Annotated in this window: 18 protein-coding genes; all 18 read left to right on the top strand. The window is 72.5% G+C overall.

All coding sequences use genetic code 11. The features are described 5' to 3' along the window. The first annotated feature begins 543 nt into the window (after nt 1–543). On the top strand, nt 544–2,583 hold the full coding sequence (locus tag V6U88_RS18785) for a phage tail sheath family protein (RefSeq protein WP_334454701.1): 2,040 nt from the start codon (nt 544–546) through the stop codon (nt 2,581–2,583). A 13-nt stretch (nt 2,584–2,596) separates the two neighbouring features. Next, entirely contained in the window at nt 2,597–3,118 is a 522-nt protein-coding gene (locus tag V6U88_RS18780; RefSeq protein WP_334454699.1) for a phage tail protein, read from the top strand. A gap of 56 nt (nt 3,119–3,174) precedes the next feature. Then, nucleotides 3,175–3,888, top strand: a complete 714-nt coding sequence (locus V6U88_RS18775) for a hypothetical protein (protein ID WP_334454698.1) — start codon at nt 3,175–3,177, stop codon at nt 3,886–3,888. Further along, nucleotides 3,885–4,799 (top strand): hypothetical protein, encoded by a 915-nt coding sequence (locus V6U88_RS18770; protein WP_334454697.1) that lies wholly within the window; start codon nt 3,885–3,887, stop codon nt 4,797–4,799. The genes V6U88_RS18775 and V6U88_RS18770 overlap by 4 nt, the downstream gene beginning before the upstream one ends. Next, nucleotides 4,796–5,530, top strand: coding sequence for a Pvc16 family protein (locus V6U88_RS18765; protein ID WP_334454696.1), 735 nt, complete (start codon nt 4,796–4,798; stop codon nt 5,528–5,530). Before V6U88_RS18770 ends, V6U88_RS18765 begins: the two co-directional genes overlap by 4 nt. Further along, nucleotides 5,527–7,512: an ATP-binding protein gene (locus V6U88_RS18760; protein ID WP_334454694.1), complete on the top strand. Its 1,986-nt coding sequence runs from the start codon at nt 5,527–5,529 to the stop codon at nt 7,510–7,512. The genes V6U88_RS18765 and V6U88_RS18760 overlap by 4 nt, the downstream gene beginning before the upstream one ends. After that, nucleotides 7,509–7,772 carry a hypothetical protein gene (locus tag V6U88_RS18755; protein WP_334454693.1) on the top strand — a complete coding sequence of 88 codons (264 nt, stop codon included), beginning with the start codon at nt 7,509–7,511 and terminating at the stop codon, nt 7,770–7,772. Before V6U88_RS18760 ends, V6U88_RS18755 begins: the two co-directional genes overlap by 4 nt. Continuing rightward, nucleotides 7,769–11,149 carry an eCIS core domain-containing protein gene (locus tag V6U88_RS18750; protein WP_334454691.1) on the top strand — a complete coding sequence of 1,127 codons (3,381 nt, stop codon included), beginning with the start codon at nt 7,769–7,771 and terminating at the stop codon, nt 11,147–11,149. Before V6U88_RS18755 ends, V6U88_RS18750 begins: the two co-directional genes overlap by 4 nt. A 16-nt stretch (nt 11,150–11,165) precedes the next feature. Beyond that, a complete protein-coding gene (locus tag V6U88_RS18745; protein WP_334454690.1) occupies nt 11,166–11,822 on the top strand; it encodes a hypothetical protein in 657 nt (218 codons plus the stop codon). Continuing rightward, nucleotides 11,819–12,142: a hypothetical protein gene (locus V6U88_RS18740; protein WP_334454689.1), complete on the top strand. Its 324-nt coding sequence runs from the start codon at nt 11,819–11,821 to the stop codon at nt 12,140–12,142. Before V6U88_RS18745 ends, V6U88_RS18740 begins: the two co-directional genes overlap by 4 nt. After that, complete coding sequence (locus V6U88_RS18735; RefSeq protein WP_334454687.1) at nt 12,129–13,247, top strand: hypothetical protein; 1,119 nt, start codon at nt 12,129–12,131, stop codon at nt 13,245–13,247. The genes V6U88_RS18740 and V6U88_RS18735 overlap by 14 nt, the downstream gene beginning before the upstream one ends. Next, nucleotides 13,244–13,759 (top strand): phage baseplate assembly protein V, encoded by a 516-nt coding sequence (locus V6U88_RS18730; RefSeq protein ID WP_334454685.1) that lies wholly within the window; start codon nt 13,244–13,246, stop codon nt 13,757–13,759. The genes V6U88_RS18735 and V6U88_RS18730 overlap by 4 nt, the downstream gene beginning before the upstream one ends. Before the next feature lie 17 nt (nt 13,760–13,776). Beyond that, on the top strand, nt 13,777–14,112 hold the full coding sequence (locus tag V6U88_RS18725; RefSeq protein WP_334454684.1) for a PAAR-like protein: 336 nt from the start codon (nt 13,777–13,779) through the stop codon (nt 14,110–14,112). Then, nucleotides 14,109–14,483: a GPW/gp25 family protein gene (locus V6U88_RS18720; protein WP_334454682.1), complete on the top strand. Its 375-nt coding sequence runs from the start codon at nt 14,109–14,111 to the stop codon at nt 14,481–14,483. Before V6U88_RS18725 ends, V6U88_RS18720 begins: the two co-directional genes overlap by 4 nt. Continuing rightward, a complete protein-coding gene (locus tag V6U88_RS18715; protein WP_334454680.1) occupies nt 14,480–17,008 on the top strand; it encodes a putative baseplate assembly protein in 2,529 nt (842 codons plus the stop codon). The genes V6U88_RS18720 and V6U88_RS18715 overlap by 4 nt, the downstream gene beginning before the upstream one ends. 122 nt (nt 17,009–17,130) lie before the next feature. Continuing rightward, nucleotides 17,131–19,677, top strand: a complete 2,547-nt coding sequence (locus V6U88_RS18710; RefSeq protein ID WP_334454679.1) for a baseplate J/gp47 family protein — start codon at nt 17,131–17,133, stop codon at nt 19,675–19,677. Next, on the top strand, nt 19,674–22,157 hold the full coding sequence (locus V6U88_RS18705) for a hypothetical protein (protein ID WP_334454678.1): 2,484 nt from the start codon (nt 19,674–19,676) through the stop codon (nt 22,155–22,157). The genes V6U88_RS18710 and V6U88_RS18705 overlap by 4 nt, the downstream gene beginning before the upstream one ends. Continuing rightward, nucleotides 22,154–24,733 carry a DUF6519 domain-containing protein gene (locus V6U88_RS18700; RefSeq protein WP_334454677.1) on the top strand — a complete coding sequence of 860 codons (2,580 nt, stop codon included), beginning with the start codon at nt 22,154–22,156 and terminating at the stop codon, nt 24,731–24,733. The genes V6U88_RS18705 and V6U88_RS18700 overlap by 4 nt, the downstream gene beginning before the upstream one ends. The last annotated feature ends 112 nt before the right edge of the window (nt 24,734–24,845 follow it).

Here is a 24,845-nt window from a genome sequence, read left to right as displayed (position 1 = left end):
CCCCCCCACGACAACCACCCGTTTCCCGGCGAATTCCGCCGGCCCGCGGTAATGAGCGGTGTGCAGCTGCCGCCCGTGGGCGAACCAGTACGCAGGATGGAAATGGTTCATCGATGAGCAACCTCGGTGCCCGTCTTCATGCCCGCGCCACGCCCAACGTCGAAGTCGAGTGACGCTGGAGTACTAACCCGCAGCTCCGTCGGAAGTCGATTGACATGCTCCCGGGTTCGGCCTCGACCTGGCGATTCTGGTGGGACTGACCGGCCGATCGTTTGTCGGCAAATAGCCAGAAAGCTGTAGATCATCTGCTTGGCAGCGTTGCCACGGCTCGACAAGAATCACGAGCAGTGGTGCTGCATCTCTTCACCCACGTTCACCGAGCACCCGAACGCCCTTGATGCGGGACTGTTGACGCCTTTTCTCCCGCAGACGCTTTTCACCCTGCCCGGCAACACCAATCGCCGCTCGACAGAACCCACAGGGACACTGTTACCGGATCAGCGTCGCAATACGGGCACTGCGCCCGCTAGGAGGCGGTCCACCATGCTGATGCCTACCTATCCCGGCGTTTACACCAAGGAGCAGCCTTCCGGTGCGCGGTCCGTCGCCGGGGCCGCCACCTCGATCGCCCTGTTCGTCGGGCCGACCCGCTCCGGCATCGACAACCGGCCGATCCGCTGCCTCAACTACGGGGACTTCGAGCGGAACTTCGGCGGTCTGTACGCCAAGAGCTCGCTGTCGTACTCGGTGCTGCACTTCTTCGCCAATGGCGGCGGCCAAGCCTTCGTGCTGCGCCTACCGGCGAAGAACGCCAAGCCGGCGGAGTCCGCGCTACTGCGCGACGCTACGGGGAGCGAGAAGTCGATCACGCTCACCGCGCTCAGTTCCGGTGCCGCCAGTAGCTTGATCTTCGTCGAGGTGGACCCCTTCGACATCGGGGCGAACCCGTTCTCGACGAACCACGACAAGAAGCGCTTCAATCTCACCATCATCGACGCCCTTACCGGACGGGCGGAGCGCTTCTCCAACCTGACGACCGCCGCAGGTAACACGCGCACGGCCGACGCCGTGGTCAACGATCCGACGACCGGGTCCAAGCTGGTCAAACTGACCCTCGACGGCACCGACGCCGACGGGCCACAGGCCACCGGATCGATCTACAAGATATTGAAGCCTACGGGAGGCACCTTCGGCGAGGACGTCAAGCTTCGCATGTCGGTGACCCGACGCGACGCCAACGGGGCCGACGACAGCACCAACTCCATCACCGACCTCGCAGTGACCGTGTTCGACAAGGACACCATCAAGCCGACCACTCCGCTCGAGCTCGTGACCCGGCTGGTCGCGGCCCTGAACAAGGCCATCCGCGACGATCCGGGCCAGGCGGCGAAGCTGGGCGGGGCGGTGGTCGAGGGGGCGGTGTTCGAGGGCGGCACCCTGATGCGGCTCAAGCTGACGCCGCCTGCCGGGGTGGTCGGCTCGCAGCGAATCCACGACGCTACGGTCACCATCAAGGACCCCAGCAGCGGCAAGTCGTTCAGCAAGGAATACATCGGCACCGCGACTCCGCCCGAAACCCTCGCCAACCCCTCCCGCTACCAGCTCGGCCAGAAGTACGGCTCGTCGCAAATCACCGCCCCGCAGAACGGCCTCGACGGAGATGCACACGGCCAACCCGACTCGGTGGCGTTCGAGAAGGCGATCGCCAGGCTCGAGAAGTCCGACCCGTTCTTCAACCTGCTGTGCCTTCCGGACCTCGTTCGTCCGTCGGCGGCCAAACCGACGGACCCGCACCACGAGAACGTGGCGACGGTGTACGCGGAAGCGAACCGGGTGTGCGCCAAGAAGTTCGCCTTCCTCCTCGTCGATCCGCCACCGGACACCGTCGATGTCGGCTCGGCCGAAGCGTGGAAGACGACGAAGTTCCTGTTCTCGTCGAGCCACGCCGGCGCCTGGTTTCCGAACGTCCGGGTGGACGACCCACTCGTACCGGGCGCGATCATGTCGCATCCGCCGTCCGGCGCGATCGCGGGCGTCATCGCGCGGACGGATTCCCAGGTCGGGGTCTGGCAGGCGCCGGCCGGCACCGACGCCACGCTCGTCGGCGTCTACGGCCCGGCGGTGGAACTCTCCGACGAGGAGCATGGCCTGCTCAACCCGATCAGCCTCAACGTGATCCGACGGTTCCCCATCTACCAGACCGTGGCGTTCGGCTCCCGCACCGTGGAGGGCGCCAACGTGCTGGGCAGCCAGTGGAAGTACATTCCCGTGCGCCGGACGGCGAACCACATCCTGCGCTCGCTGTCGGAGTCGCTGCGCTGGGCGGTTCACAAGCCCAACGGCGAGGACCTCTGGTCGCAGCTGCGGGTGAGCTGTACCGCCTTCATGCACGGTCTGTTCCGGCAGGGCGCGTTCAAGGGCACCTCCGCGCGCGAGGCGTACTTCGTCGCCTGCGACGCGTCCACCACCAGCCCGGGCGACATCGAGCAGGGCATCGTCAACATCGTGGTCGGCTTCGCACCGCTGAAGCCGGCGGAGTTCGTCGTCATCACCCTGCGCCAGATCGTCCAGCCGACAGCGTGACGGGAGACCAACGATGGGGCAGTTCTCGGTCAACGCACAGCGGCTCGACCCGTACAAGAACTTCAAGTTCCGGGTGAAGTGGGACGGCCGCTACGTCGCCGGCGTCTCCAAGGTGTCGCTGCTCAAGCGCACCACCGAGGTTGTCAAGCACCGCGGCGGCGGCGACCCCTCGACGTCGTACAAGTCGCCCGGGCGCACCGAGTACGACGCGATCACGCTGGAGCGGGGCGTGACCCACGACCAGGACTTCGAGCAGTGGGCCAACAAGGTCTGGAACTTCGGCTCGCGGCCCGGCGGCGAGGTGTCGCTGGCCGACTTCCGCAAGGACATCATCATCGACCTGCTCAACGAGGCCGGTCAGGTCGTACTGAGCTACGCCGTCTACCGGTGCTGGGTGTCGGAGTACCAGGCGCTGCCCGACCTGGACGCCAACGCCAACGCAGTGGCCATTGCGAAGCTCAAACTCGAGAACGAGGGCTGGGAACGCGACTACGCCGTGGTCGAGCCCGGCGAGCCCAGCTTCACCGAGCCGTGACCGGCGTCATGACCGAGCCGAGCGCCCGCAGTCCGGGGCCGAGCGCAGGGGACCTGGTGCGGCTGTGGCCCCTCGGCTGCAGCCGGCGCGCGGGTGCGCGGGTCGGGGGACTGCTGCTCCGCCTGTACGGCGAGAAGACCCGCCGCGACGCACTCGGCGTCCGGAACCAGCGCATGCTCGCACTGCACCGGGCTGTCGTCGGACGACCCATCGAGGCCGTCGTCGGGTGCCCGGGCTGCAACGCCGACAACGAGTTCGTGGTGCCGGTCGACGAGATCTGCGCCCTGCCCGGGCCGTCGGCGGAGGCAGCGGTCCGGCTGAAGGTCGGGGACTCCGCCGTGCGGTTCCGGCTTCCCATGATGGCGGACCTGGAGGCGCTGGCCGGGTCGTCGTACGCCACCGGCATCCGGCGATTGGCCGCACGCACCTGCCTGGAGAGCGACCCGCCGAGCCTTGATGCGGCGGGCCTGACCCGCCTCGCGCAGGAATGGGAGGCCCTCGATCCTGCCGGCTCAATCCGGGTCGACCTGAGCTGCGCGGAGTGCACCCGGGCGATTGCCGCGAACGTGGACCCCGCCGAGTTCGTGGCCCGCGACCTCGACCGGACCGTGGAGGGCCTGCTGCGCGACGTGGACGTCATCGCCCGCGCCTACGGCTGGAGCGAGGACGCCATCCTCGGCCTGGCCGCCGAGCGCAGGCGGTGGTACGTCGGGCTCATCGATCTCTCCCCCAGGTCGCCCGGCCGCCACCTCAAGGCGGTGGCGCCATGACCGGTTACCTCGACGCGCTCGCCCGGGCCGCCACACTGGTGGGTCCGGAGGACACCGGGGACCCGGATGACACCGCGGCCAGCGCGTCGGTGGTCCCCGCCCTTCCCCGACCCTGGCCAAGGTTCGAGCCGGTGTGGGACGAGCGCGAGATCCCCGCGTGGCCCGACCTTGAGGAGTTCGTTGAGACACAGACCCTGCACCCGGACCCCGTGCAGGAGATCGTCGGAGCCGGGCCGGTATCCGCACCGGTCCGCGGGTCCGCGCGGCCCGCGGCCGACGCGGTGACCGATCCCGACCGGGCTCAGCCCGCGTACCCGCCGGAAATCGGCGCGGGAGGGACGGACCGGACGGTGGCGCCGCCCGCCCCCACCGGTCCGGCCATCTCGGACATCGGCACGGCGGCGGACGCGGGCGCTACCCCACCGCAGCCCGCTGCCGGGACGACGAGCAGCCCAGCGGGGCCCACCATCAGGCAGGCGGTCCGGGCGAAGACTCCGCTCCAGCCCACCGAGACCGTCGACGCGATCCGGCCGACCGGTCCGGAATCCTCCCTGGGCCCGTCGATCGAGCCCGCCGACCGGGCGGTGGCGGGCCCGGCGGACATGGAGGGGCAGCGAACGGCGACGCCGGCCGCCGAGGGCCAGGACGCCGGGGAGCCGCCGCTGTGGGCCCGGGCCGAGGCACACCCCGCGACAGCGTCCACCCTGGCCGCCGAGGTGACCGCGGCGTTGGACGAGCACCCGACCGACGAGCCCCGGCGGCCGGTGGTCATCGAGATCGGCCAGATCGAGGTACGGATCGCGGCGGACCATCCGCCGCCGCGACGTGAGCGCTCTCCTCGGCCGCGGACTGGCCCGCCCCTGGCCGAGTACCTCGAGGGTCGCTCCAGCCCGGGAGGGCGGTCGGCATGACCGCGCACTTCGCCATCCCCGCCACGACTTTCGTGCTGCAGCAGATCGTGCAGGAACGCCTCAAGATCGCGTACGGCAGCCTCACCCCTCCCAGCGTCTCGATCGAGCCGCCGCCCCGCCCCGCGGCCACGCCGACGAACCCCGGAGGGAACCCGCAGCCCGAACCGGCCGGCATCCACCTCTTCCTGCACCACGTCGCGCCCAACCCCGCCTGGCGGAACATGTACGAGCCACACGTCAACTCGGCCGGTCGGCGGGTTAGCCCGTCGCCGCTAGCCGTGGACATGCACTACATGCTGTCGGTGACCGGCGCGGACCTGGAACGCGAGGTGCTCCTCGGCTTGGGGCTCACCGCCCTCACCCGCCACGGCATCGTCCCACGCCTGAAGATCGAGTCGATCCTGGACTCGATCACGGCGCCGGCACCGACCGGCACACTGCTCCACACTCTCACGAACGAGCCGCTCCACGATCGGACGACCCAGCCCGAGCAGATCACCATCGCGCAGGCCCCGGTCGACCTCGACCTGTCGACGAAGATCTGGTCCGCCCTGCAGTCGCCGCTGCGTCCCTCCGCGTACTTCCTGGTGACGACCGTGTTCCTCGATGTCGGGGACAGCTACCCCGCGGCCACCCCGGTACAGAAGGCGGTGGTGAGAGTACGCCCGGCCGCCGACCCGGCGTCGCCGCTGCCCGTCGACGAGCTCTCGACGACGGGTACCCTGCCATGACGTTCCCGGAGCCGGGCTTCCCGGCACTCGCGGAGGCGGCGTCGCTCGCGGCGTTGACCAGGGTGACGGGCGTCGCCACCGCGGACGCGGACAGCGACCGGGTCACCGACACCGCCGGGGACGCCTTCGCTCCACTGTGGGAATGGCTCGACGGCGAGGACGCCGACGTTTCGGTGCGGCGGCTGCACGCCGGCTTCGGGCTGTCGCGCGCGGACCTGGCGGTGGTGGCCCTGCTCTTCGCCGCGGGGACCTCCGAGGTCGTCGCCCGCGCCTGCGCCGACGCCGTCGCGGCGACCGGTGGGGTGGCCGGCGGTGGCGTACCGCTCTGGCTGGCCTGCCGGGCGGTACCCGGTCTGGACCCTGGCGCGCTCGCGGCGTCCGGGCCGTTGACGCGGTTCGAGATGGTGCTCGCCGACGCTCCGGCGCCACGGATCGAGTCGCGGCTGACCCTGGCAGCGCCGCTCGTCGACCGGCTGCTCGGCCACGAGGTGGTCGATCCCGTGCTGGCGGCGCGCATCGGCCCGGTGCCGTCGCTCCCCGATCCGACGGCGGAGCCGGACCCCCTGGCCGCCGCGATCGTCCGCTCGCTCGCCGCGGCGCGCACACCGCTCGGGCTGCCCCCGCTCGTCATGGCCCCCGGCATACGCATCGACGACCTCGGGCGGGCGCTGCGATCGTTGGGCCTGCGGCCCTGCAGGCTGGCCGTCGCGGACATCCCCGAGGACCCGGCGGAGCGCGAGCGCCTCGCACTGCGGTGGAGCCGGGAGGCGGCGCTCGACGCCGCGGCTCTGATCCTGCACGACGCCGGCGTTCACCGGCCCGCAGACGGGCTGGCCGCCTTCGCCGACCGGGTGCTGGGCCACGTCCTCCTGATCGCCCCGCAGCCGCCGGACGGCCTGGCCCGCGGGATCCACACGCTGCCGCCGGCCCACGACGATCCCGCGTCGGCGCGCCGCCGCTGGGCGGCCGCACTCGGACCCGCACGGACCCGCCGCGTCGGCGCGGGGCTCACGCGCGTCGCCGCGCAGTTCCGTCTCGACCCCGGCGCCGTGGACGCGGCCGCCGCGCTGGCCGCCGCCGAGATCGAGGCTGCCGGGGACGAGAGAACCGCCACGGCGGCGCTGTGGCACGCCGCCGCCCGCGCCGCGACGCCGGAACCGTTGCCGGGCGTACGGATCGTCGAGCCGGCGTACCGCTGGGACGACATCGTGCTGCCCGCCCAGATCGAGGCCGCCCTGCGGCGCATCGAACTGCACGTGCGCCACGCGGCACGGGTCTTCGACGACTGGGGGTTCGCCGACCGGATGGGCGGGCGCGGCAGCTGGCGCGGTCGGGGGGTCGCCGCCCTGTTCGCCGGGCCATCCGGCACCGGCAAGACGATGGCGGCGGAGGTGCTGGCCGCGTCGCTGGACCTGCGGGTCATGGCGATCGACATCAGCCGGATCATCTCCAAGTACGTGGGCGAGACCTCGAAAAACATCGCCAGCGTCTTCGCGCAGGCGGAGCGCTCCGGTGCGGTCATGGTGTGGAACGAGGGCGACGCCGTGTGGGGGACGCGTGGTGGCGTCGGCAACGCCGTCGACCGGCACGTCAACGCCGAGGTCGGCGACCTCCTTCAGCGCATCGAGGAGTTCTCCGGCTTCACCGTGGTCACCACGAACCTGCGCCACGCCATCGACCCGGCGTTCCTGCGGCGGTTCCGGTTCGTGATCGACTTTCCGATGCCGTCGGAGGCGGAGCGGCTGCGGCTGTGGAGTCACGCGTTCCCCCCAGCGGCCCCAATCGAGATCCACGACTGGTCGTCGCTGGCCGCCCTGCCGTTGACGGGCGGCTCGATCCGCAACGTGGCCTTGGGCGCCGCGTTCCTCGCCGTCGAGGCGGGGACGGCCGTGGGCCGGGAGATGATCGAGGCCGAGCTGGCCGAGGAGCTGCGCAAGCAGAACCTGCCGGTGCCGCGGCTGACGTGGGCGGACGCGCGATGACGGCGGCGAAGGCGGCCGTGCGCGTGCGGATCGGCACGCTCCGGGTGACCGCCGCCTCCGCGATCGAGGCGCGCCGGCTGGCCGAGGCGCTGCCCGCCGCGATCGAGCGGGCCCTGGCGGCGTGGCCCGGCGAGCCGGTCGAGCGGGCCCGATCCGTGGGCACCATCACCCGGCGCCCGGAGCACGTCGCCGACCACGTCGCCGACCAGATCGTGCGCGCCGCCCGAGCGGCGCTCGACTCCGGGGGTGGGTCACGATGAGACAGCTCTCCCAGGCCGTACGGCCCGCGCTCCAAGGCCGACCCAGCGTGCCGGCCGCCCGCAGCGCCCGCCCGGCGGAAAGTTCGGCACCCCGCTCCTCGTTCGTGCCGTCGACCCAGGCGCCGTCGGCGCTCACCCGATCCGGACGGCCCCTCCCGGCGCCGCTACCGTCGGCACTCGCCCAGCCCGGGCGGCCCCTGCCCGGGCCGCTGCTCACCGAGATGGAGCGGGGATTCGGGCAGAACCTGGGGCACGTGCGGGTGCACGACGGCGAATCGGCGCACCTCGCCGCCGCGCGCCTCGACTCCCGCGCGTTCTCCTTCGGCAACCACCTGACCTTCGCCCGGGGCGAGTACCGCCCGGACACGCCCGAGGGGCGCGGCCTGCTCGCCCACGAGATCGCGCACGCACTGCAGGGGGGTGCGCCGGACGACGCCCGCGCGGAGGCCGAGGCCGACGAGGCGGCCCGCGCCCTGGCCGCGGGCCGCCGCCCGACCGTCACCCGTCGACCGGGGCCACCGCGGATCCACCGGGCCACAAGCACCGCCGCGCCCCCGCCCCCGGTGCCCGCGCCGACTCCCGCGTCCGCACCGGGCCCCGCCAGCGCCCCGCAGACGGCGCCCAACCAGCCCGCGACCGCGGCGGGCCCGGCCCTGCGCCTGCCGCCCGGCCTGGAAAAGGTCACCGACGTGCCCGACGGCCTCGGCACGACGGAACTGGTCGTCAAGGCCACCTCCTTCACCCTGCCGCTGGAGAAGGGGGCGGGTACGTGGGTGCAGGTGGCGTACGACGACGCCGCAGCCGGAGGCCGTCTGGTGTTCACGCCGATCATCGAGGGCAGCTCGGTCGCGGCGTACAAGGAGGGAAAAGAGGACTACAAGTCCATCTGGCTGGGGCGCTTCGGGTTCCCCACGACAAAGGCGGTGTCCGAGGCGTTCATCGCGTCCAAGAATGACAAGGTCAAGCAGAGCCTCGCGGACCCGGCCGTCAAGGCGGTCGTCGTAGGACTGGGTACGGACCTCAGGGCGGCCAAGTGCGACATCGACCACATCGTCGAGAAGCAGATGGGCGGCACGTCCATCCCGTCGAACCTGCAACTGCTCACCAGTACCAAGAACCAGGCCGCAGGGGCGCAGACGTACCAGGGCCTCGTCGAGATCGTCAAGCAGATCCGCGATCCGTCGATGCGCGGGCCGAACGTCCGCAGGCTGCAGATCCAGATAGCCAAGGCGACGGTGCCCGCCGGCACGCCGGACCCCAGCTCCGTCATCGAGAACCACCTGCGCGAAGGGCATGTGGCCGGCTCGGACGCGGTGAAGGCCAAGGCCGCGGGCAAGCCGGTCGCCCTCTCGGCCGGCGGCCAGGGCGAGACCGTGTCCGTGCGCGACACCGGGAGCACGCTGCTGGACGGCATGTCGAAGCGCATCGTGCCGGGGATGCGGCTGACCGAGTACAAGCGCGGCGCCGGCGGGGCGAGCAGCACGCGGGACACGGTGGAGGGAGAGCTGGACAGCCGCGCCGTGGCCACGACGGGGGCGGCCTCGACGATCCGCCTGTCCGCGGAGCTGGCGCCGCCGGCGGCAGGGACCCCGGCCGCCGCCCCGCAACCGGCCGCGGAGGCCGACCCGGCCGCCTCCCCGCCCGGGGAGGCCAGGGTCCTCAAGATCGACAAGGAGAAGAACACCAAGATCGCTTTCTACTACCCGTACCTCAGCCCCGGCACGCTCACCAAGGTCGCCCTTGACGAGCAGGGCAACCTGACCGGCGAGGGCACCATCAAGTCCTCCGTTCCGTTCCTGGGCACCCTCAACGTCCTCTACAGCAAGGACGAACTACGGCTCGTGGCGCCGATCCCGGCGGAGAAGCTGGTCTCGCCGCTGCCCGGGGCGTTCCGCTTCACCGGCGGGCAACTGGCGCTGCAACTCTCCCCCGAGCTGGTGCCCGACGGCCAGCTGAGCTTCTCCATCGGGCCGGCCGCGAAGCCGGTCATGCTCGGCGACCTCACGGTGACGATGGCCGGGGGCGCGCTGGTCGCCACGGGCACGCTCACCCCGGGCGGCAAGATCCCCGGCGTCACCGCGGCCGCGGGGGTGGTGGCCTGGAACTCGGAGACGGGCTGGTCCGGCAAGATCACGGCGACGTCGTCGTCGATCCCCCGGTCCACGGCGAACGTCGAGATCGGCTTCGCCATGACCGGCGGGAAGTTCGACCCGTACGCCTCGGGCGGCATCGACACCCAGGTGCGCGGCACCGCGCTGCACCTGGGGGCGCGCTGGGACGGGCAGGGCCTGAGCTACCACGGCTCGGTCGTCGTACCCAAGCCGCTGCCGCTGGTCGACAGCGTCAAACTGAGCGGCCGCTTCACCGACCGCGGCATGTGGCTCGAGGGCGACGCGGCGATCCTCTGGAAGAGCATCTCCTCGACCATGCACGTCGGCTATTCCCGCAAGGCCGAGGACGAGGAGGGCCGCTTCTCCGGCTCGGCGACGATCAAGGTCAAGACCGAAAAGGCCGAGGGCTCGCTGTCACTGACCTTCGACGAGGAGGGCCGCTACTGGGGCAAGGGGACGATCGGCTACCAGGTCACCAAGGACCTGCGTCCGGTCCTCGGCGTCGAAGTGACCAAGGACCAGCGGGTCAAGGTCAGCGGCGAGGTCGCGGTCGGGGACATCGCGCTGACCAAGGTGTGGCCCTCGCCCGAGGGCGGCAAGATCCCGATCAGCAAGGGCCTCGGGGTGAAGTTCAGCATCCCGACGCCCGTTCCCGCGGTGACGGCGTACGGCGAGATCCGCGGGTCCCTCGGCCTGGGCTACGGCGTCGGCCCGGTCATCCTCAAGGGCGTCGTCTTCAAGGGCGAGCTCTACCCGCTCGAGGACGACCCGCAGGTCAAGGCGAAACTCACCGGCGCGCTCGCCATGCCGGCGTACGGGGAGCTCTACGGCACTTTCGGCGCGTACATCGGCCTCGAGGTCGCGCTCGGCGCGGTCGGGGCGAAGGGCGGCATCGACATCACCCCGAAGCTGCGCATCTCCGGCGAGGGCGGGATCAAGGTCGACGCCGACTACGACTCCGGCGGATTCAGCTTCAGCGCCGAGGCGTACGCGACCGGCCGCCTCACCGCCTCCGCCGCGGTCGACCTCGTCGCGGACCTCTACGCGGCGTGGGGGGTGCTCGAGCACACCTGGACTTACCAGGTCGGCTCGGTGAGCGCGCAGATCGGCCCGGAGATCCGCCTGACCCTCGGCAAGATCGCGTACGCCAAGAACGGCGAGCTCACCTGGCCCAGCCTGTCGCAGATCAAGGTGGAGCCGGACAGCATCGACCCGCTCGAGGTGGTCAAGGACATGCTGCGGCGCGGCGAGGCCCGCGAGAAGTGAGGGAAGGGGAGAGCAGATGACCACGTTCCCCGGGGCGCCCCGGACGCTGCGCGGCGGCTTCGTCGTCATGGACGCCGACGGCCGCGCGGTCGTGCGGACGATCCCGTTCCAGTACAACCCGGAGACGCTCACCCGCACCCTGGCTCCCCGCGGCGCCACGGCCGAGAGCGGCGACCGGCTGGAGGCGCTACGGCTGGTGGGCCCGCCGGTGGAGACGCTGAAGATCGAGCTCGTCCTCGACGCCACCGACCGCCTGGAAAAGCCCGATCAGAACCGGACGACGGTGACGGAGGGCATCGCCGCGGACCTCGCCGAACTGGAGACGATGATCGTGCCGCCGGTGACGGACATCGAGGCGGCCGAGCTGCTCGCCCGGCAGGGCACGCTCGAGATCCTCCCCCTGCCCTCCCCGCTGCTGATCCTCGTCCTCGGGCCGAATCGGACGATCCCGGTGCGGATCACCGAGTTCTCGGTGACGGAGGAGGCCTTCGACCCGCGGTTGAACCCGATCCTCGCCCGGATCAGCCTGGGCCTGCGGGCACTGTCCACCGACGACCTGCCGTTCGGGTCCAAGGGAGCCAGCCTGTTCCTCACCGCGGCCCGCCGCCGGGAGACCCTCGCGGCCAGACGCGGATCCGGCGTGCAGGCGCTGGGGCTGGCGGGTGCGCCGTGACCGCCAACCCCTTCCCACCCAACAGCCGGTACCACCACGTCCCGATCGTCACCCGCACCCGGCCCGACGGCACGGTGGAAAGCTATCCGGCCCGGCGCATCCTCCCCGCGCCGGAGCGCCACGTCCCCTTGGAGCACCGCCGCCTCACCGGCGCGGAAAGGCCGGACACCCTGGCGCACGGATCCTACGGCGACCCGGCGCTGTGGTGGCGCATCGTCGACGCCAGCGGCGAGGCCGACCCGGCCGACCTGACGGGTACCGAGGGCCGGCTCGTCATGATCCCGCTCCCCCTGGAGATCGCCGACCATGGCCACGCTTAGCTCTGTCACCCTGTCGGTCCTCATCGGCCCGGTCGCCGTCGCCCCCGCGCCGGTGGCCGTCGTCGACGCCATCGACGGCGCCACCGTGACGCACGCGGTCGGCTCCCGCTCCGGCTTCCAGCTGAGCCTGACGTACTCGAAGACCTCCCCCGTCGCAACGACGCTGCTCCCCACCGGGTTCTTCGACCCGATGATCCGGGTCGTGCTGGTGGCGACGTTGCGCGGTGTGCCGACGGTGCTGGCCGACGGCCCGATCAAGCGCCAGGACGTGACGGCCACCGGGCGACCGGGCGAGAGCCGCCTGGTCCTCACCGGCGAGGACGTCTCCGGGTACATGGACGTCGTCGACTTCACCGGGTGCCCGTTCCCGGCGATGCCGCCATTCGCGCGGGTGGCGCTGATGATGGCGAAGTACGCGCCGTTCGGCGTCGTCCCGCTGACCATCCCCGCCCCCTTCCAGACGGTCGACACCCCCGTCGAGAAGATCCCGCAGCAGCAGGGCACCGACTTCGAGTACGCCACCAAGCTCGCCAAGGACGTGGGCTACGAGTTCTACCTGACCCCCGGCCCACTGCCGGGCGCCAACACGGCGTACTGGGGTCCGCAGGTACGCGTCGGGGCCGTGCAGCCCGCGCTGACCATCGACATGGACCACGCCTCGAACATCGAGAGCATGAGCTTCTCCGCCGACGGCGCCGCAGCGATCCTGCCGTACGCGCACGTGAAGGTCGCCGGGTTCTCCGTGCCGGTGCCGCTGCCGGACATCGGCCTGCTCAAGCCCTCGCTCGCGGCCCGGCCGCTGGTGCCGACCAAAACGAAACTGCTCGAGACGGAGCGCCTGAAGAACCCCGAGGTGCTGATGGCGCTGCTGGCCGAACGCGCCGCCGCCGACCCGGTCACCGGCACCGGAACGATGGACCTCACCCGCTACGGCCAGCCGATGGGCGCCCGGTCGCTCGTCGGCGTGCGCGGGGCGGGTCCGGCGCACGACGGGTTGTGGTTCGTCCGCTCGGTGACCCACACGCTGGGCCGTGGGAGCTGGAAACAGTCGTTCCAACTGGCACGGGACGGTCTCGTGTCAAACGTACCGGAGGTGACGCCGTGACGTCGGGGCCAAGATTCTTCGGCAAGTACCGGGCCACCGTCCTCAACAACACCGACCCGCTCATGCAGGGCCGCATCCAGGTTCAGCTCGGGGACCGGTACGGCATGTTCCCGTCCACCTGGGCCCTGCCCGCGGTGCCCTTCGCGGCCAAGGGCATGGCCGGCGTCGTGGCGCTGCCACAGCTGGGCAGCATGGTCTGGGTCGAGTTCGAGGCCGGAGACCCGGACTATCCGATCTGGACCGGCGCGTTCTGGCCCGACCCGGCGGGCTTCCCCGCGCTGGCGATGGCGGGCGCGACGCCGGCGACGCCCAACATCCACCTCCAGACGAGCACGGGCGTGTCGGTGACCCTGTCGGACCTCCCGGCGAAACAGGTCCAGGTGCTCACCCCGACCGGCGCGATGCTCACCATCGGCGCGGCGGGGATCAGCATCACCAACGGCCAGGGCGCGTCGATCGTCATGGCCGGGCCCTCGGTCATCATCAACGGCGGCGCGCTGGTCGTCACCTGAAGCCGCAAGGAGACACCATGCCTGGACCCCTCCTGCACGCCGGCGCCTCGTGCACCTGCCCGCACGGCGCGCCGCTGACCATCGTCGCCGCGAATCCGCGGGTGACCGTGTCGGGTATGCCCGTCGCGGTGGTCACCGACCAGGGCCTCGTCGCCGGGTGCCCGTTCACGGTCCCCGTACCCAAGCCGCAGCCGTGCCTCACCACGCGCTGGATCGCCGGGGCCGCCCGGGTGACGGCGTCGGGGCAGCCGGTGCTCGTCAACCCCTCCGTCGCGGTGTGCTTCTCCGCCGACCAGATTCCCGCGGGCCCGCCGATCGTGGCGGCCAGCCAGACCAGGGTGGTCGCCACATGAGCAGACTCGCCTTTCCCTTGGGCCCGATGGCGCTGGGACGGTCGGGCACCGTGCCGTTCGGCAGCGACGCCCACGTACGCCAGCTGCTCGAACTGCTGATCTTCACCGTGCCCGGTGAGCGGGTGATGCGCCCGGAACTCGGCAGCCCCGTGCGGCAGATGGTGTTCGGCCCGGTGGGCGGGCCGACGGCCCCCGCCCTGGAGGCGGCCCTGCAGGCGGCTATCCAGCAGTGGCTGGGCGGCGTACTGACCCTGCTCGACCTGACCGTGACGGTGCTGGAGGCCGACGCGGCCATCGAGGTCGCGATCACGTACGAGACCCGCGCCAGCCGTACCTCCAGCGAACTGCGCGTACGCCGGGACCTGACGTGACGGGGGCACGGTACGCCTGCTGCGAGGAGCGGCGCCGCGCCGCGCTCGCCGCGCCCGGCGCCCCCGCGGGTATCTCCGGCATCGACTACCTCGAAGTCCGGCGGGGCGCCCTGGTCTCCGATCCGACCGAGATCGACATCGTGCTGGTCAAGCCCCTGCCCCTGCCCGCCGCGGCGCTCGACGGGAGCAACATCCGCATCACCGGAGGGGTCCGGTTCCCCGCCCCGACCGTGGCGCCCTCGGTGCAGGAGATCCCGGGCGGCGGCACGGTCTCGACGTACCGGGTCACGATCCCGGGCGGGCAGGCCACCGACTTCTCCACCTACCGCCTGGCGATCGTCTCCGGTCCCGGCTCCGACGTCCCGCCACCCTTTCTCGACCCGCGCCTGTCCGCCGTGGACTTCTCGTTCAAGGTCGACTGCGGGTCCGACGGAGACTGCGCCCCCGACTGCCGAAGCATCCCCGAGCCTCCCCCGCCGGAACCCGTGTTCGACTACCGCGCCCGGGACTGGGACGGCTTCCGCCGATTGATGCTGGACCGGATGTCGGCGCTGGTGCCCGGCTTCACGTCCGACGACCCCGTCGACCTGACGACGACGATCGTCGAGGCCCTGGCGTACCGCGCCGACCAGCAGAGCTACCGGCTCGACTGGGTCGGCACCGAGTCGTTCCTCGACACGGCGCGCAGCCGTACCTCCGTGGCGCGGCACGCCCGGCTGGTGGACTACCGACCCGGCGAGGGGGCGAGCGCACGGGCGTACGTCACGTTCGCCTTCACGCCCGACGGCACGTTCGCTGACGGCTTCGTCCTCGCCGCCAACACCCCGGTCCTGCCCCGCTCCGAGGGTCTGCCCCCGGTGGTGTCGGCGACGGAGTACGCGGCCCTGCTCGCGGCCGCGAGGGCCCCGGTCGGGCCGGTGGTCTTCCAGACCATGGCCGATCGTCCATTGTGGCAATGGCAGTCGTCGATCGCCGTGCACACCTGGAGCGACGAGGAGTGCACGCTCGCCCGGGCGGCCACCGCGGTCACCCTGGTCGACGGCAGCTCGGGAGGCCCGGGCGGGCTCGCCGTCGGGGACCTGCTGCTCCTGGCCGAGGTCGCCGCGCCCGACACCGGCGCGGCCGCCGACGCGGACCCGGCCCGGCGCCACGTCGTACGCCTGACCCGGGTGATCCCGACGAGCGACGTGCTGGCCCCCGGACTCGCCCTGGTCGACGTTGAATGGGACGCCTCGGACGCCCTGCCGTTCGACCTCGCCGTCTCGGCCCTGGTGCCGGGACCGGCCGGTCCGGCGCGGCGGGTGGTCTGCGCCGCGGCTCAGGGCAACGTCGTGCTCGCCGAGCACGGGGCCACTCTTCCCCCTGCGGCGCACCTGGGCCTGCCGCCCGCCACGACGGCCGACCTGGCCCCCCGGCTGGACCCGCCCGCCCCCGAGGAGGGAGTCGCCTGGCGGCCGCGGCTGACCGGCGGGATCGGCCCGCTGGCGCGCGTCGCCCCGCACGGTCCCGCGGACACGCCGCCGCTGCCTGCGGGGCGGCTGGCCGCGGTCGACCCAGCCGCCTGCCTGCCCGCCGTGACCCTGCACGACGCGTTCGCGACCTGGCGGGTACGCGCGGACCTGCTGGCGAGCGGACGCTTCGCCCGGGACTTCGTCGTCGAGTCGGACGGCGCGGGAGCGCAGACCCTCCGCTTCGGCGACGGCGTCCACGGGCTGTCCCCCGTGACGGGGGCGACGCTGGGAGTGAGCGGGCGGTTCGGGTCGGGCGCCGTCGGCAACCTCGGCCTCGGCGCCCTGGGCCACGTCGTGGTGGCGGACACCCAACGCCAGGTCCGGATCAGCTCGGTCACCAACCCGCTGGCCGCCACCGGTGGCGCGGAGCCGGAGGGGATCGCCGCCGTCCGCGTGGCCGCCCCCCAGGCGTTCCGCGTGCAGGAGCGAGCGGTGACGGCGAAGGACTACGAGGCCGCCGCGCTGCGCTTCCCGGGGGTGGCCAACGCCGTGGCCGTGCCCCGCTGGACAGGCTCGTGGCAGACCGTGGTGATCCACCTGGACCGCCAGGGCGGCGCGGCCGTCGACGAGGCGTTCCGCGCCGGCCTCCTCGCCCACCTGGAGCGGTACCGCCTGGCCGGCTTCGACGTGGCCGTCCGGGCTGCCCGGGCGGTGCCCCTCGACGTCAAGCTCTCCGTCTGCGCCGCGCCCGACGAGATCCGCAGCCTCGTCGGCTCGCGCGTCCGCGCCGCCCTGTCGCCCTTCGGGTCCGACGGCACGCCCGGGTTCTTCGATCCCGACCGCTTCACCTTCGGCACGCCGCTGTACCTCTCGGCGCTGCTGGCCTCGGTGATGGCCGTGCCGGGGGTGCAGAGCGTGACGCCGGTGGTGTTCCAGCGCTTCGGTCGCACGGCCCAGGACGAGATCGCCCTGGGCGTCATCCGACCCGCCGCGACCGAGGTGCTCGAGCTGCGGGACGACCCGAACCTGCCCGAGCGGGGCCGGCTCAGGATCGCGATGAGAGGCGGACGATGAGCAGCGACGACATTCGGTGCCGGTGCGGGGATGCGACGTCCTGTGGCTGCCTCGACGGTGCCACCGCCGCGCGCGTACCAGGCGACCCGCCCCGTTTCCGGCACTCCGCGATCCTCGGGCGGATGCTCGACCGCATCGCGCGGGCCGAGGCCTTCGGTGCCCGTCCCCTGGCCGGGCTGAGCACGCGATCCACCGACGACCCGGCCATCGCGCTGCTCTCCGCGGCCGCGGGCGCCTTCCACGTGCTCGGCTGGACGCTGCACCGCCTCTACGCCGACGGCACCCTCACCGCCACCGAGGACCGCGCCGCGCTCGCCTCGCTGACGGCCCTGCTCGGGCACGAGCCGCGCCCGGCGATCTCGGCGTCGACTGTGCTGTCGTTCACCCTCGACGACCTCTCGGGCGCCCCGTCGACGGTCACCATCCCGAAGGGCACGAAGGTCGCCTCGATTCCGGCCGACGGGGAGAAGCCGCAGACGTTCGAGACCGACGCCGAGATCGAGGCGCGTACGGCGTGGAACGCCATAGGGCCGCTGCGGGCGCCGGACCCACCCCAGATCACCACCTCGACGGCCGAGATCACGGTGCACGGCGTGGACCTCGGGGCCCGCGTCGGCGACCGGGTGCTCGTGTGGGAAAGCGAGAGCTCCGGAAAGGTCACCTGGCTCCTGGCCCGGGTGATCGCCGTGAAGGTCGACTCCGTCGCCGCTGGCGCGACCGCGACCGGCTCCGCCGCGGCCGGCGCGGCGACGCCGCCGCGTACCGTCCTCGGGATCGCCGGCCAGCGCAAGGTCACCGCGCCCGCTGATCGGACGGCCCCCGCAGCGCAGGGCATCGTGATCGTGCTCGGCGGGCGGGCTCGGGCGTTCGGGGCGATGGCCCCCGACATCACGTTCATGCCCGAATCCGTCCGCAAGACGCGCGGCGAGAAACCACCCGATCCGAAGCCCGGCGAGACACCAACTGGAGACGGCCTGCCGGTCGAATGGAAGGACTTCGTCATGGGCCCGACGGACCAGAAGCCGTGGCCGGTGCACCTCGACGCTGTCCATCCCGAGGCCGCGCCCGGTCGGGCCGTCGTCGTCGAAACCAGCGGCGGCAAGCCGACACCCGCCATCGGCCGGATCGCCTCCGCCGTCGAGACATCCCGCTCCGACTTCGGACTGTCGGCGTCGTGCACGCTGGTCGGCGTCGAAATCGACGAGACAGCCGTCAGCGGCTTCAACAACCTCGTCCGCGAGACGACCATCCACCTGGAGACGGCCAGGACGACCCTCGTCGTCCCGCCCGCCGACCCGCTCCTGCCGCTCACCGACGCCGGGCCGGGAGCGGCCGCTCAGCACCCGGACCTCCCGGCGGCGAACCAACCGGACCGCCTGTACGTCGAGGGCGTCGTCCCCCTGCCCGCCGGCCGGCGCGTCGTGCTCACCGGCCGCGACGCCGACGACACGACGACGGTGGTCGAGGCCGCGACGGTCTCGTCCGCGACGACGGCGACCGGATCGGCGGAATCGGCCCCCACCGCCACCCTCCTCGTCTTCGACGCCCCGCTGACCGGACGGTGGCGTGCCGCCACCTTGACGATCCTCGGCAACTCGGTCGCCGCCTCCCAGGGCGAGACGCCGGTGATGGGAGCGGAGACGCTCGGCTCCGGCAATCCGGCGACGCCGCTGCCGCGCTTCGCCCTGAAGCAGCAGCCGCTGGCCCACGTCCCGGCGACCGGCCCGAGGGGGTACGCGCCGGCGATCGAGGTGCGGGTCGACGACCGGGCGTACGAGCGCGCCGACAGCCTCTTCGGAGCGGGGCCCGACAGCCGCCGCTTCCGCGTCCTGGCCCGCGGGGACGACGGCTCGGACGTGCAGTTCGCCGGCCGCCTGCCCAGCGGAACCGGAAACGTCGTCGCGCTGTACCGCACCGGCGGCGGCTCGGCCGGGAACCTGGCAGAGGGGCGGCTCATCCAGGTGATGACGCCGGTTCTGGGCGTACGGTCGGTCACCAACGCCGTGCTGGCCGAGGGCGGTAGCGACCCCGAGACGCTCGACGAGATCCGAACCGCCGCTCCGAAGGCGATCCGGACCCTGGACCGGGCCGTGTCGCTGGCCGACTACGAGGCCTTCGCCGAGGGGTACCGCGGGGTCGGCAAGGCCGCCGCGGTGGAGCTGCGCTCCGGCATGCGCCGAACCATCTGCGTGACGATCGCGACGACCACCCTGAGCCCGCCGCAGCCGGGGTCGGACCTGGTGAAGGGCCTGCGCGACGCGATCCTCGCGGCCGCGCCCCCCGGGACCCACGTACGGATCAAAGGATTCGACGACCTGCCGATGTCGTTGGAGATCTCGCTGGCGACCGATCCCGCGCTCCGCCGCGGCGATGTGGAGGCCGCGGTCCGGACGGCCCTGGCACGCGACCTCGGCCGGGCCGCCCGTCGCTTCGGCGAGGCGGTGCACCGCTCGCAGGTCCTGGCCACGGTGCAGGGGGTGCCCGGCGTGGTCGCGGCGCTGCTCACGAAGTTCTCGGCCACCGATGTGACGACGGGCGTCGAGGTCATCGAGGACGCCGAGGGTCGGTTGCGCTGCCCGGGCCCACGCCTCACGGACGGGTTATTCGCGAAGGCCGGTCTGCTCTCGGTGTCCGCCGAGGCGATCACGTTCACGGAGCTGACACCATGACCGCTCAGTCCGCCTCCGGGCGCACTCCCCCGGCCGTCCGGGTCGAGGCCGTCGCCGACGCGTTGTACCGGCTCCTGCCCGCCCACGTGCGCCAGGTCGACCTGGTCTCCGGCGGAGCGCTGCGGGCGCTGTTCGGCGTGCTGGCGCTCCCCAGCGCAGAGGTCGACGCGGAGACCGACGCGTTCTACGACGCCCTCTTCGTGGAGACGGCCGGCGAGTCCGCCCTGCCGGCGATCGCCTCCCTGGTCGGGGCCACCCCGCTGCGGCCCATGCCGGAGGGCTCCTCTCTCGGACAGCGGGCCTACCTCGCCAACACCGTCCGCTACCGCCGCGGCAAGGGCACCGCCCGGGTGCTCGAGGCGCTGGCCGGGGACGTGACCGGTCTCAGCGCCGTCGTCGTGGAGCACTTCCAGCGCCTGTCCCGGCTCAGCCACCTCGTCGACGTGCGCCCGGACCGCCCCGGCACGGCCACCCTGGTCGACGGCGAAACCGCGTCACGGGCGGGCAGTGCGTTCGACATGCTGCCGCGGCTGCTCGACGTACGCCCCGTCGGCCGGACGCGTCCCGGCCGACCCGCCGGGCGCCATGGCATCACCGCCGTCGGCATCCACGTCGTACGCCCCGTCGTGCCGCACTTCCCGGCCCCTGTCCCGGGGCCGGCGTCGGCGACCGTGCCGCCCGAGGCCATGTCCGGGGTGCCCGTGGCGCGGCCCTGGGTCGTCGGCGGCACCGCGCACCCGGGCTACTTCCAGGTCGCGCCACAGCCGGGGGCCGCGCTGCGGCTGTTCAGCCCCGACCGGCGCGCCGACGCGGCGGGCGGGCGGCTCCAGGCCCGCGACGTCGCGGACCGGCTGCAGCGGCTGCCCCTGCACCGCGAGACCGACGAACTCCGCCGCGCCGCGCTCGAGGAACGGCCGGCGCGGTTGCCCGCGCGCCGGTGGTTCGACGACCGCGGGCAGCCCTTCACCGTGTTCCTCCGGCCGGCCACCGAGACGGCCTTCCTCCGGGTGCCGCCCGCACAGGTCCGCATCGCGAACCTCGAGAAACCGCCCGCGACACCGGGCGCCAGGCCCGCGGCGACGCTGGAGTACGCCTGGTTCGACCCAGGCCCGACCGCCCCGGTGCCGCGGACGGGCACGCACGCCATCGCGTGCGCCGTCGACCCGGTGACCGGGCGGATCATCGTCGCTGAGCCGGCCTCCGGGAGCAGCGAGGTGGTGGAGGTGCGGGTGGCGTACGGTACCGGTCTCGGCCGCGCCATCGGCGCGGGACCCCAGGACCGCGGGGACGCGGACCAGCCGTTCGAGATCCGGGACTCCGGCGCGACGACCGACCTGGTCTGGGTCGTCGACCCGACGCAGCCGATCGCCGGGTCGGCGGAGACTGGGAGCCGTACCGTGCCCAGCCTGGCGGCCGCGCTCGCCGAGGCGGCCGCCCAGGGGGCGGCGCGGCGGAGTTTCGTCCTGCTGGCGCGCTGCGACCTGGAAGGCGCCACGGGAGCGATAGAGGTGACTCTGCCAGCCGAGTCGGAGATCCACCTCGTGGCGGCCGAGTGGCGCGCGCCGAAGCCTGTGCCCGGCGTGCCGGCCGACGCCGCGCTGCGGGGCTTCATCATCCGGCGCGACCGGCGGTTCACGGTGGACGCCCCGCTTCGCGTGGCGCGCGGATCGGGCGCCGCCACCGCGCAGGCGGGACGTCTCGTGCTCGACGGGCTCGAGCTCACGCAGGGTTTGCGGCTGAAGGCCGGCTCGGTGAGGGCGCTGGACCTCCGGTACGTGACGCTTCGATCGCCGGGTGAGTGCGCGCTGCGAGCCACCGGCGCCCTGAGCCCCGTGCAGATCTCCGTCGACAGTTCGATCTGCGGCCCGATCCGGCTCGGCACGGCCACGATCCAAGGGAGCGGGAAGCTCGACATCCGCGACAGCGTGATCACCGCCGACGGCGCGAAGGGGGACGCCATCGCCGCCCCGGGCCTCGACTGCGCCCTGTGCAACGTGACCGTGCTGGGCCCGTCCGCGATGCGCGCGCTCACGGCCACGAACACGATCTTCAGCGAGCCCGTCGCCGTGACCCGCCGACAGGCGGGCTGCGTACGTTACAGCTTCGTCCCCGCCGGGTCCGCCACCCCGCGTGCGTTCCGCTGCCAGCCCGCCCTCGCCCTGGCGGACGCCACCGCGGCCAAGGGCGCTCCGCTGACGCCGGACGAGGCCGCGACCCTGCGGCTGTCGGTCCAGCCCGTGCTGATGGACTACTCCACCGACGAGCCGACGCTGGCGATGCTGCACCCGCTCTGCCCGGACGCCGTCCGAACAGGCGGCGAGGGCGGATGCGAGATGGGCGCCTTCGCCCGGGCCGCCTCCGGCATCGCCACGGCGAACCTCGCCTCGCTCGTCGACGACTTCCTGCCCGTCGCACTCAAGGCCGGTGTCATCGACGACACCCGGTCCGCCGCCGTCGCAGCCCGGAGGAACCTGCCATGACGATTCGCAACGACGCCACCCGCCTGACGCTGCGGCCGGCGGACCAGCGACGCCCGCGCTCGGTCGTCCCCAGGCAGGGCCAGGTCCTGTTGGACGCCGACATCGACCAGCAGGCCACGCACCTGCTCGACCGGGTCGAGACGGGAGCGGAGGACACCTTCGGCAGCGGCGGCCGGCTCGTCGTGCCCGCCAGGTCCACCGGTTTCCTGATGACGCCCGCGGCAAAACCCTCCGACTGCGAGATCGGCCCCGGGCACGGCTACCTCGGAGGCTGGCTCGTGGAGAACGTGCCCGGCAAGTGCGCCCTCGCGAAGCAGCCCCACCCGCGTGACGACAGCACCCCGGCCGTCCCGTTCATCCTCGCGCTCAAGGCGCTCGTACGGCACGTCGACCCAGTCGAGGAGCCCGCGTTCGCCGACCCTGCCCTCGGCGACGCGCAGGCCTCCGGCCGGGCACTCGTCGACTGGCAGGTCTTCCCGTTCGCCCCGAAAGGCGGGTGGGCCAAGGACCCAGAGACCCCGAGCTGCGCCTCGGTAGCCGCGGAGCCCGAGTGGAAGAAACTGGTGGCCCCGTCGACGGGGACGCTCGCCGTCATCCCGGACAGCACTCCGCCCGAGGCCGACCCGTGCTCGCTGGCCTCCGCCGGCGGGTACTCCCGCTCGGAAAACCTCCTCTACCGCATCGAGGTCCACGGCGGCTCCGCCCGAACCGACTTCCCGACCGCGGAAGGGCCGCGGTACGGGCTCAAGGGCCTGAAGGTCAAGATGTCCCGGCGCAACGCCTCGGTCATGGCCCTGATCACGGGGGTCAGCGGCACCGAGGTCACGGTCGAACCGCCCTCCCTGGACCCGCTGAACTGGTTCGCGCCCGGAGCGTACGCCGAGGTCGTCTCCGTTCACGACGACATCGACCCACGCAGCGCCGATAAGGACGAGCGCCTATTCCGCGTCGCCCTGGCCACCGACACCGTCGTCACGCTGGAGTCCGCGGCCACCGCACTGTTGACGGCCGTCAACTCGAAGGAAGGCTGGTACCTCCGCCTCTGGGACGCCTTCCCTGACGGCGACGGCGTCGCAACCGTAAAGACAGACACCGACCCGAACCGCTCGCAGGCCATCGACCTCGGGGACGGGCTCAAGGTGCAGCTCGGCGCCGGCTCCGGCGGCGCCACCGCGGCGGTCTTCCGTCGCGGCGACTACTGGACCTTCGCGGCCCGCGCCGACGGCACGGTGGACTGGCCGAGTGGCAGTCCGGAGACGCCCCACGGGCCCGTGACGCGCTACGCACCCCTCGCCGTGCTAACCGGGTCCGCCACCGCGCTCCAAGCGGAGGACTGCCGCATCCCGCTCGCCACGCTGACCGACCGCGCGCTGCTGTACCGGGGCGGCGACGGCCAGGGCGTCCCCGCGCCACCGGAGGGCGGGTTCGTGCCGCTGCCCGCCCGACTGCGGGTCGCGGTGATGCGAGGGAAGACGCCGGTCGCGAGGGCCACGGTGCGCTGGAGCGTGCCGGACGCCACCGCCAACCCCGAGTGCCGCATCGACGGGCGACCGGTGGGTGGCAGGACCACCCTCTCCCTCACCACGGGGGCAGACGGGCTGTGCGACGTGAAGTGGGAGATCAACGCGGGGCATCCGTCAGCGCTCCACCAGGTGCAGGCCGAACTCCTCGCGGCGTCCGGCACAACCGAGGGCGAGCCGCTCGTGTTCACGGCGTCCTTCCGCACGGCCGCCGCGACGAGCTACGAGCCCGGAGCCTGCAAGGTCCTGGCAGAGGCCAAGACCGTGCAGGAGGCGCTCGACCAACTGTGCCTCAACCTCGGCGGAAGGGCGGAGCCGGAGACGCTCGAGATCACGTCGATCCGTCTGGTCGACCGTGAGAAGTCAGAAATCGACCTCGTACGCGACGAGTTCATCCTCAACGGGATCGAGGTGCCGTTCGACGCGTTCACGCAGGGAATCGGAATCGGCGTCACCGGCCTGGCGATCAAGGCCAGGCCGCAGGAGCACGACCCGATCGTCGAGGTCGAGCTCGACCTGCCGTACCCGACGACGGACTTCGACCGGCGCTACTGGGCGATGGCCTCGCGATCGGCCGAAGGCGGGCCCGGGATCACCGGCCCGTTCGGCTTCCGACGCGTACGCCTCGACGGGTCCGTGGGGGTCCTCACCAAGGGCCGCAAACCTTTCGAAGCCGGCCTCGTCTGGGCCCCGAGCCCCCCGGCGCGAATCTTCCTGGAGACGATCCCCAGCCATCGCTGCGGCTACACGCTGCTGCACGAGGAGGAGTTGAAGGAGCTGGGCTGGGAGGGCAACCACGAACCTCCCCGGGTCCTGTGTCGTGTGCGCATCCGCTCGGCGCACGTCTGGGCCACGGCGGGGAGGCGGGAGCGCGTCTACCTGAATGCCGAGCACCTCGGCATCGCGGACGGCGCGACTGGTCGCGAGCTGCTGCGCGCCGACCGTGACCCACAACGCGCCGCCGATCTGGACCTGTTCTTCTACCTGGCGATCGGTGACGCTGATGCCCGCAGCTCCTCCGGCCCCAGCCGGGCTGCGCCCCCGCCTCGAAGTTGAATGCGGTGCGCGGCTCGGCGACCTACGGCAACCAGGTGATCGGCTGCCCGTTGCGGTAACGCAGCAGCTACCAGAATGGCTGCTGACCTGCAGTTGTGCTGATTGTTGAATT

Origin of the sequence: Micromonospora sp. CPCC 205739, from assembly GCF_036906795.1 — a bacterium.
In the GTDB taxonomy this organism is placed as follows: Bacteria; Actinomycetota; Actinomycetes; order Mycobacteriales; family Micromonosporaceae; genus Micromonospora.
Note: the sequence above shows the minus strand (reverse complement) of the source record. Positions and strands in the feature narration are given on the sequence as shown.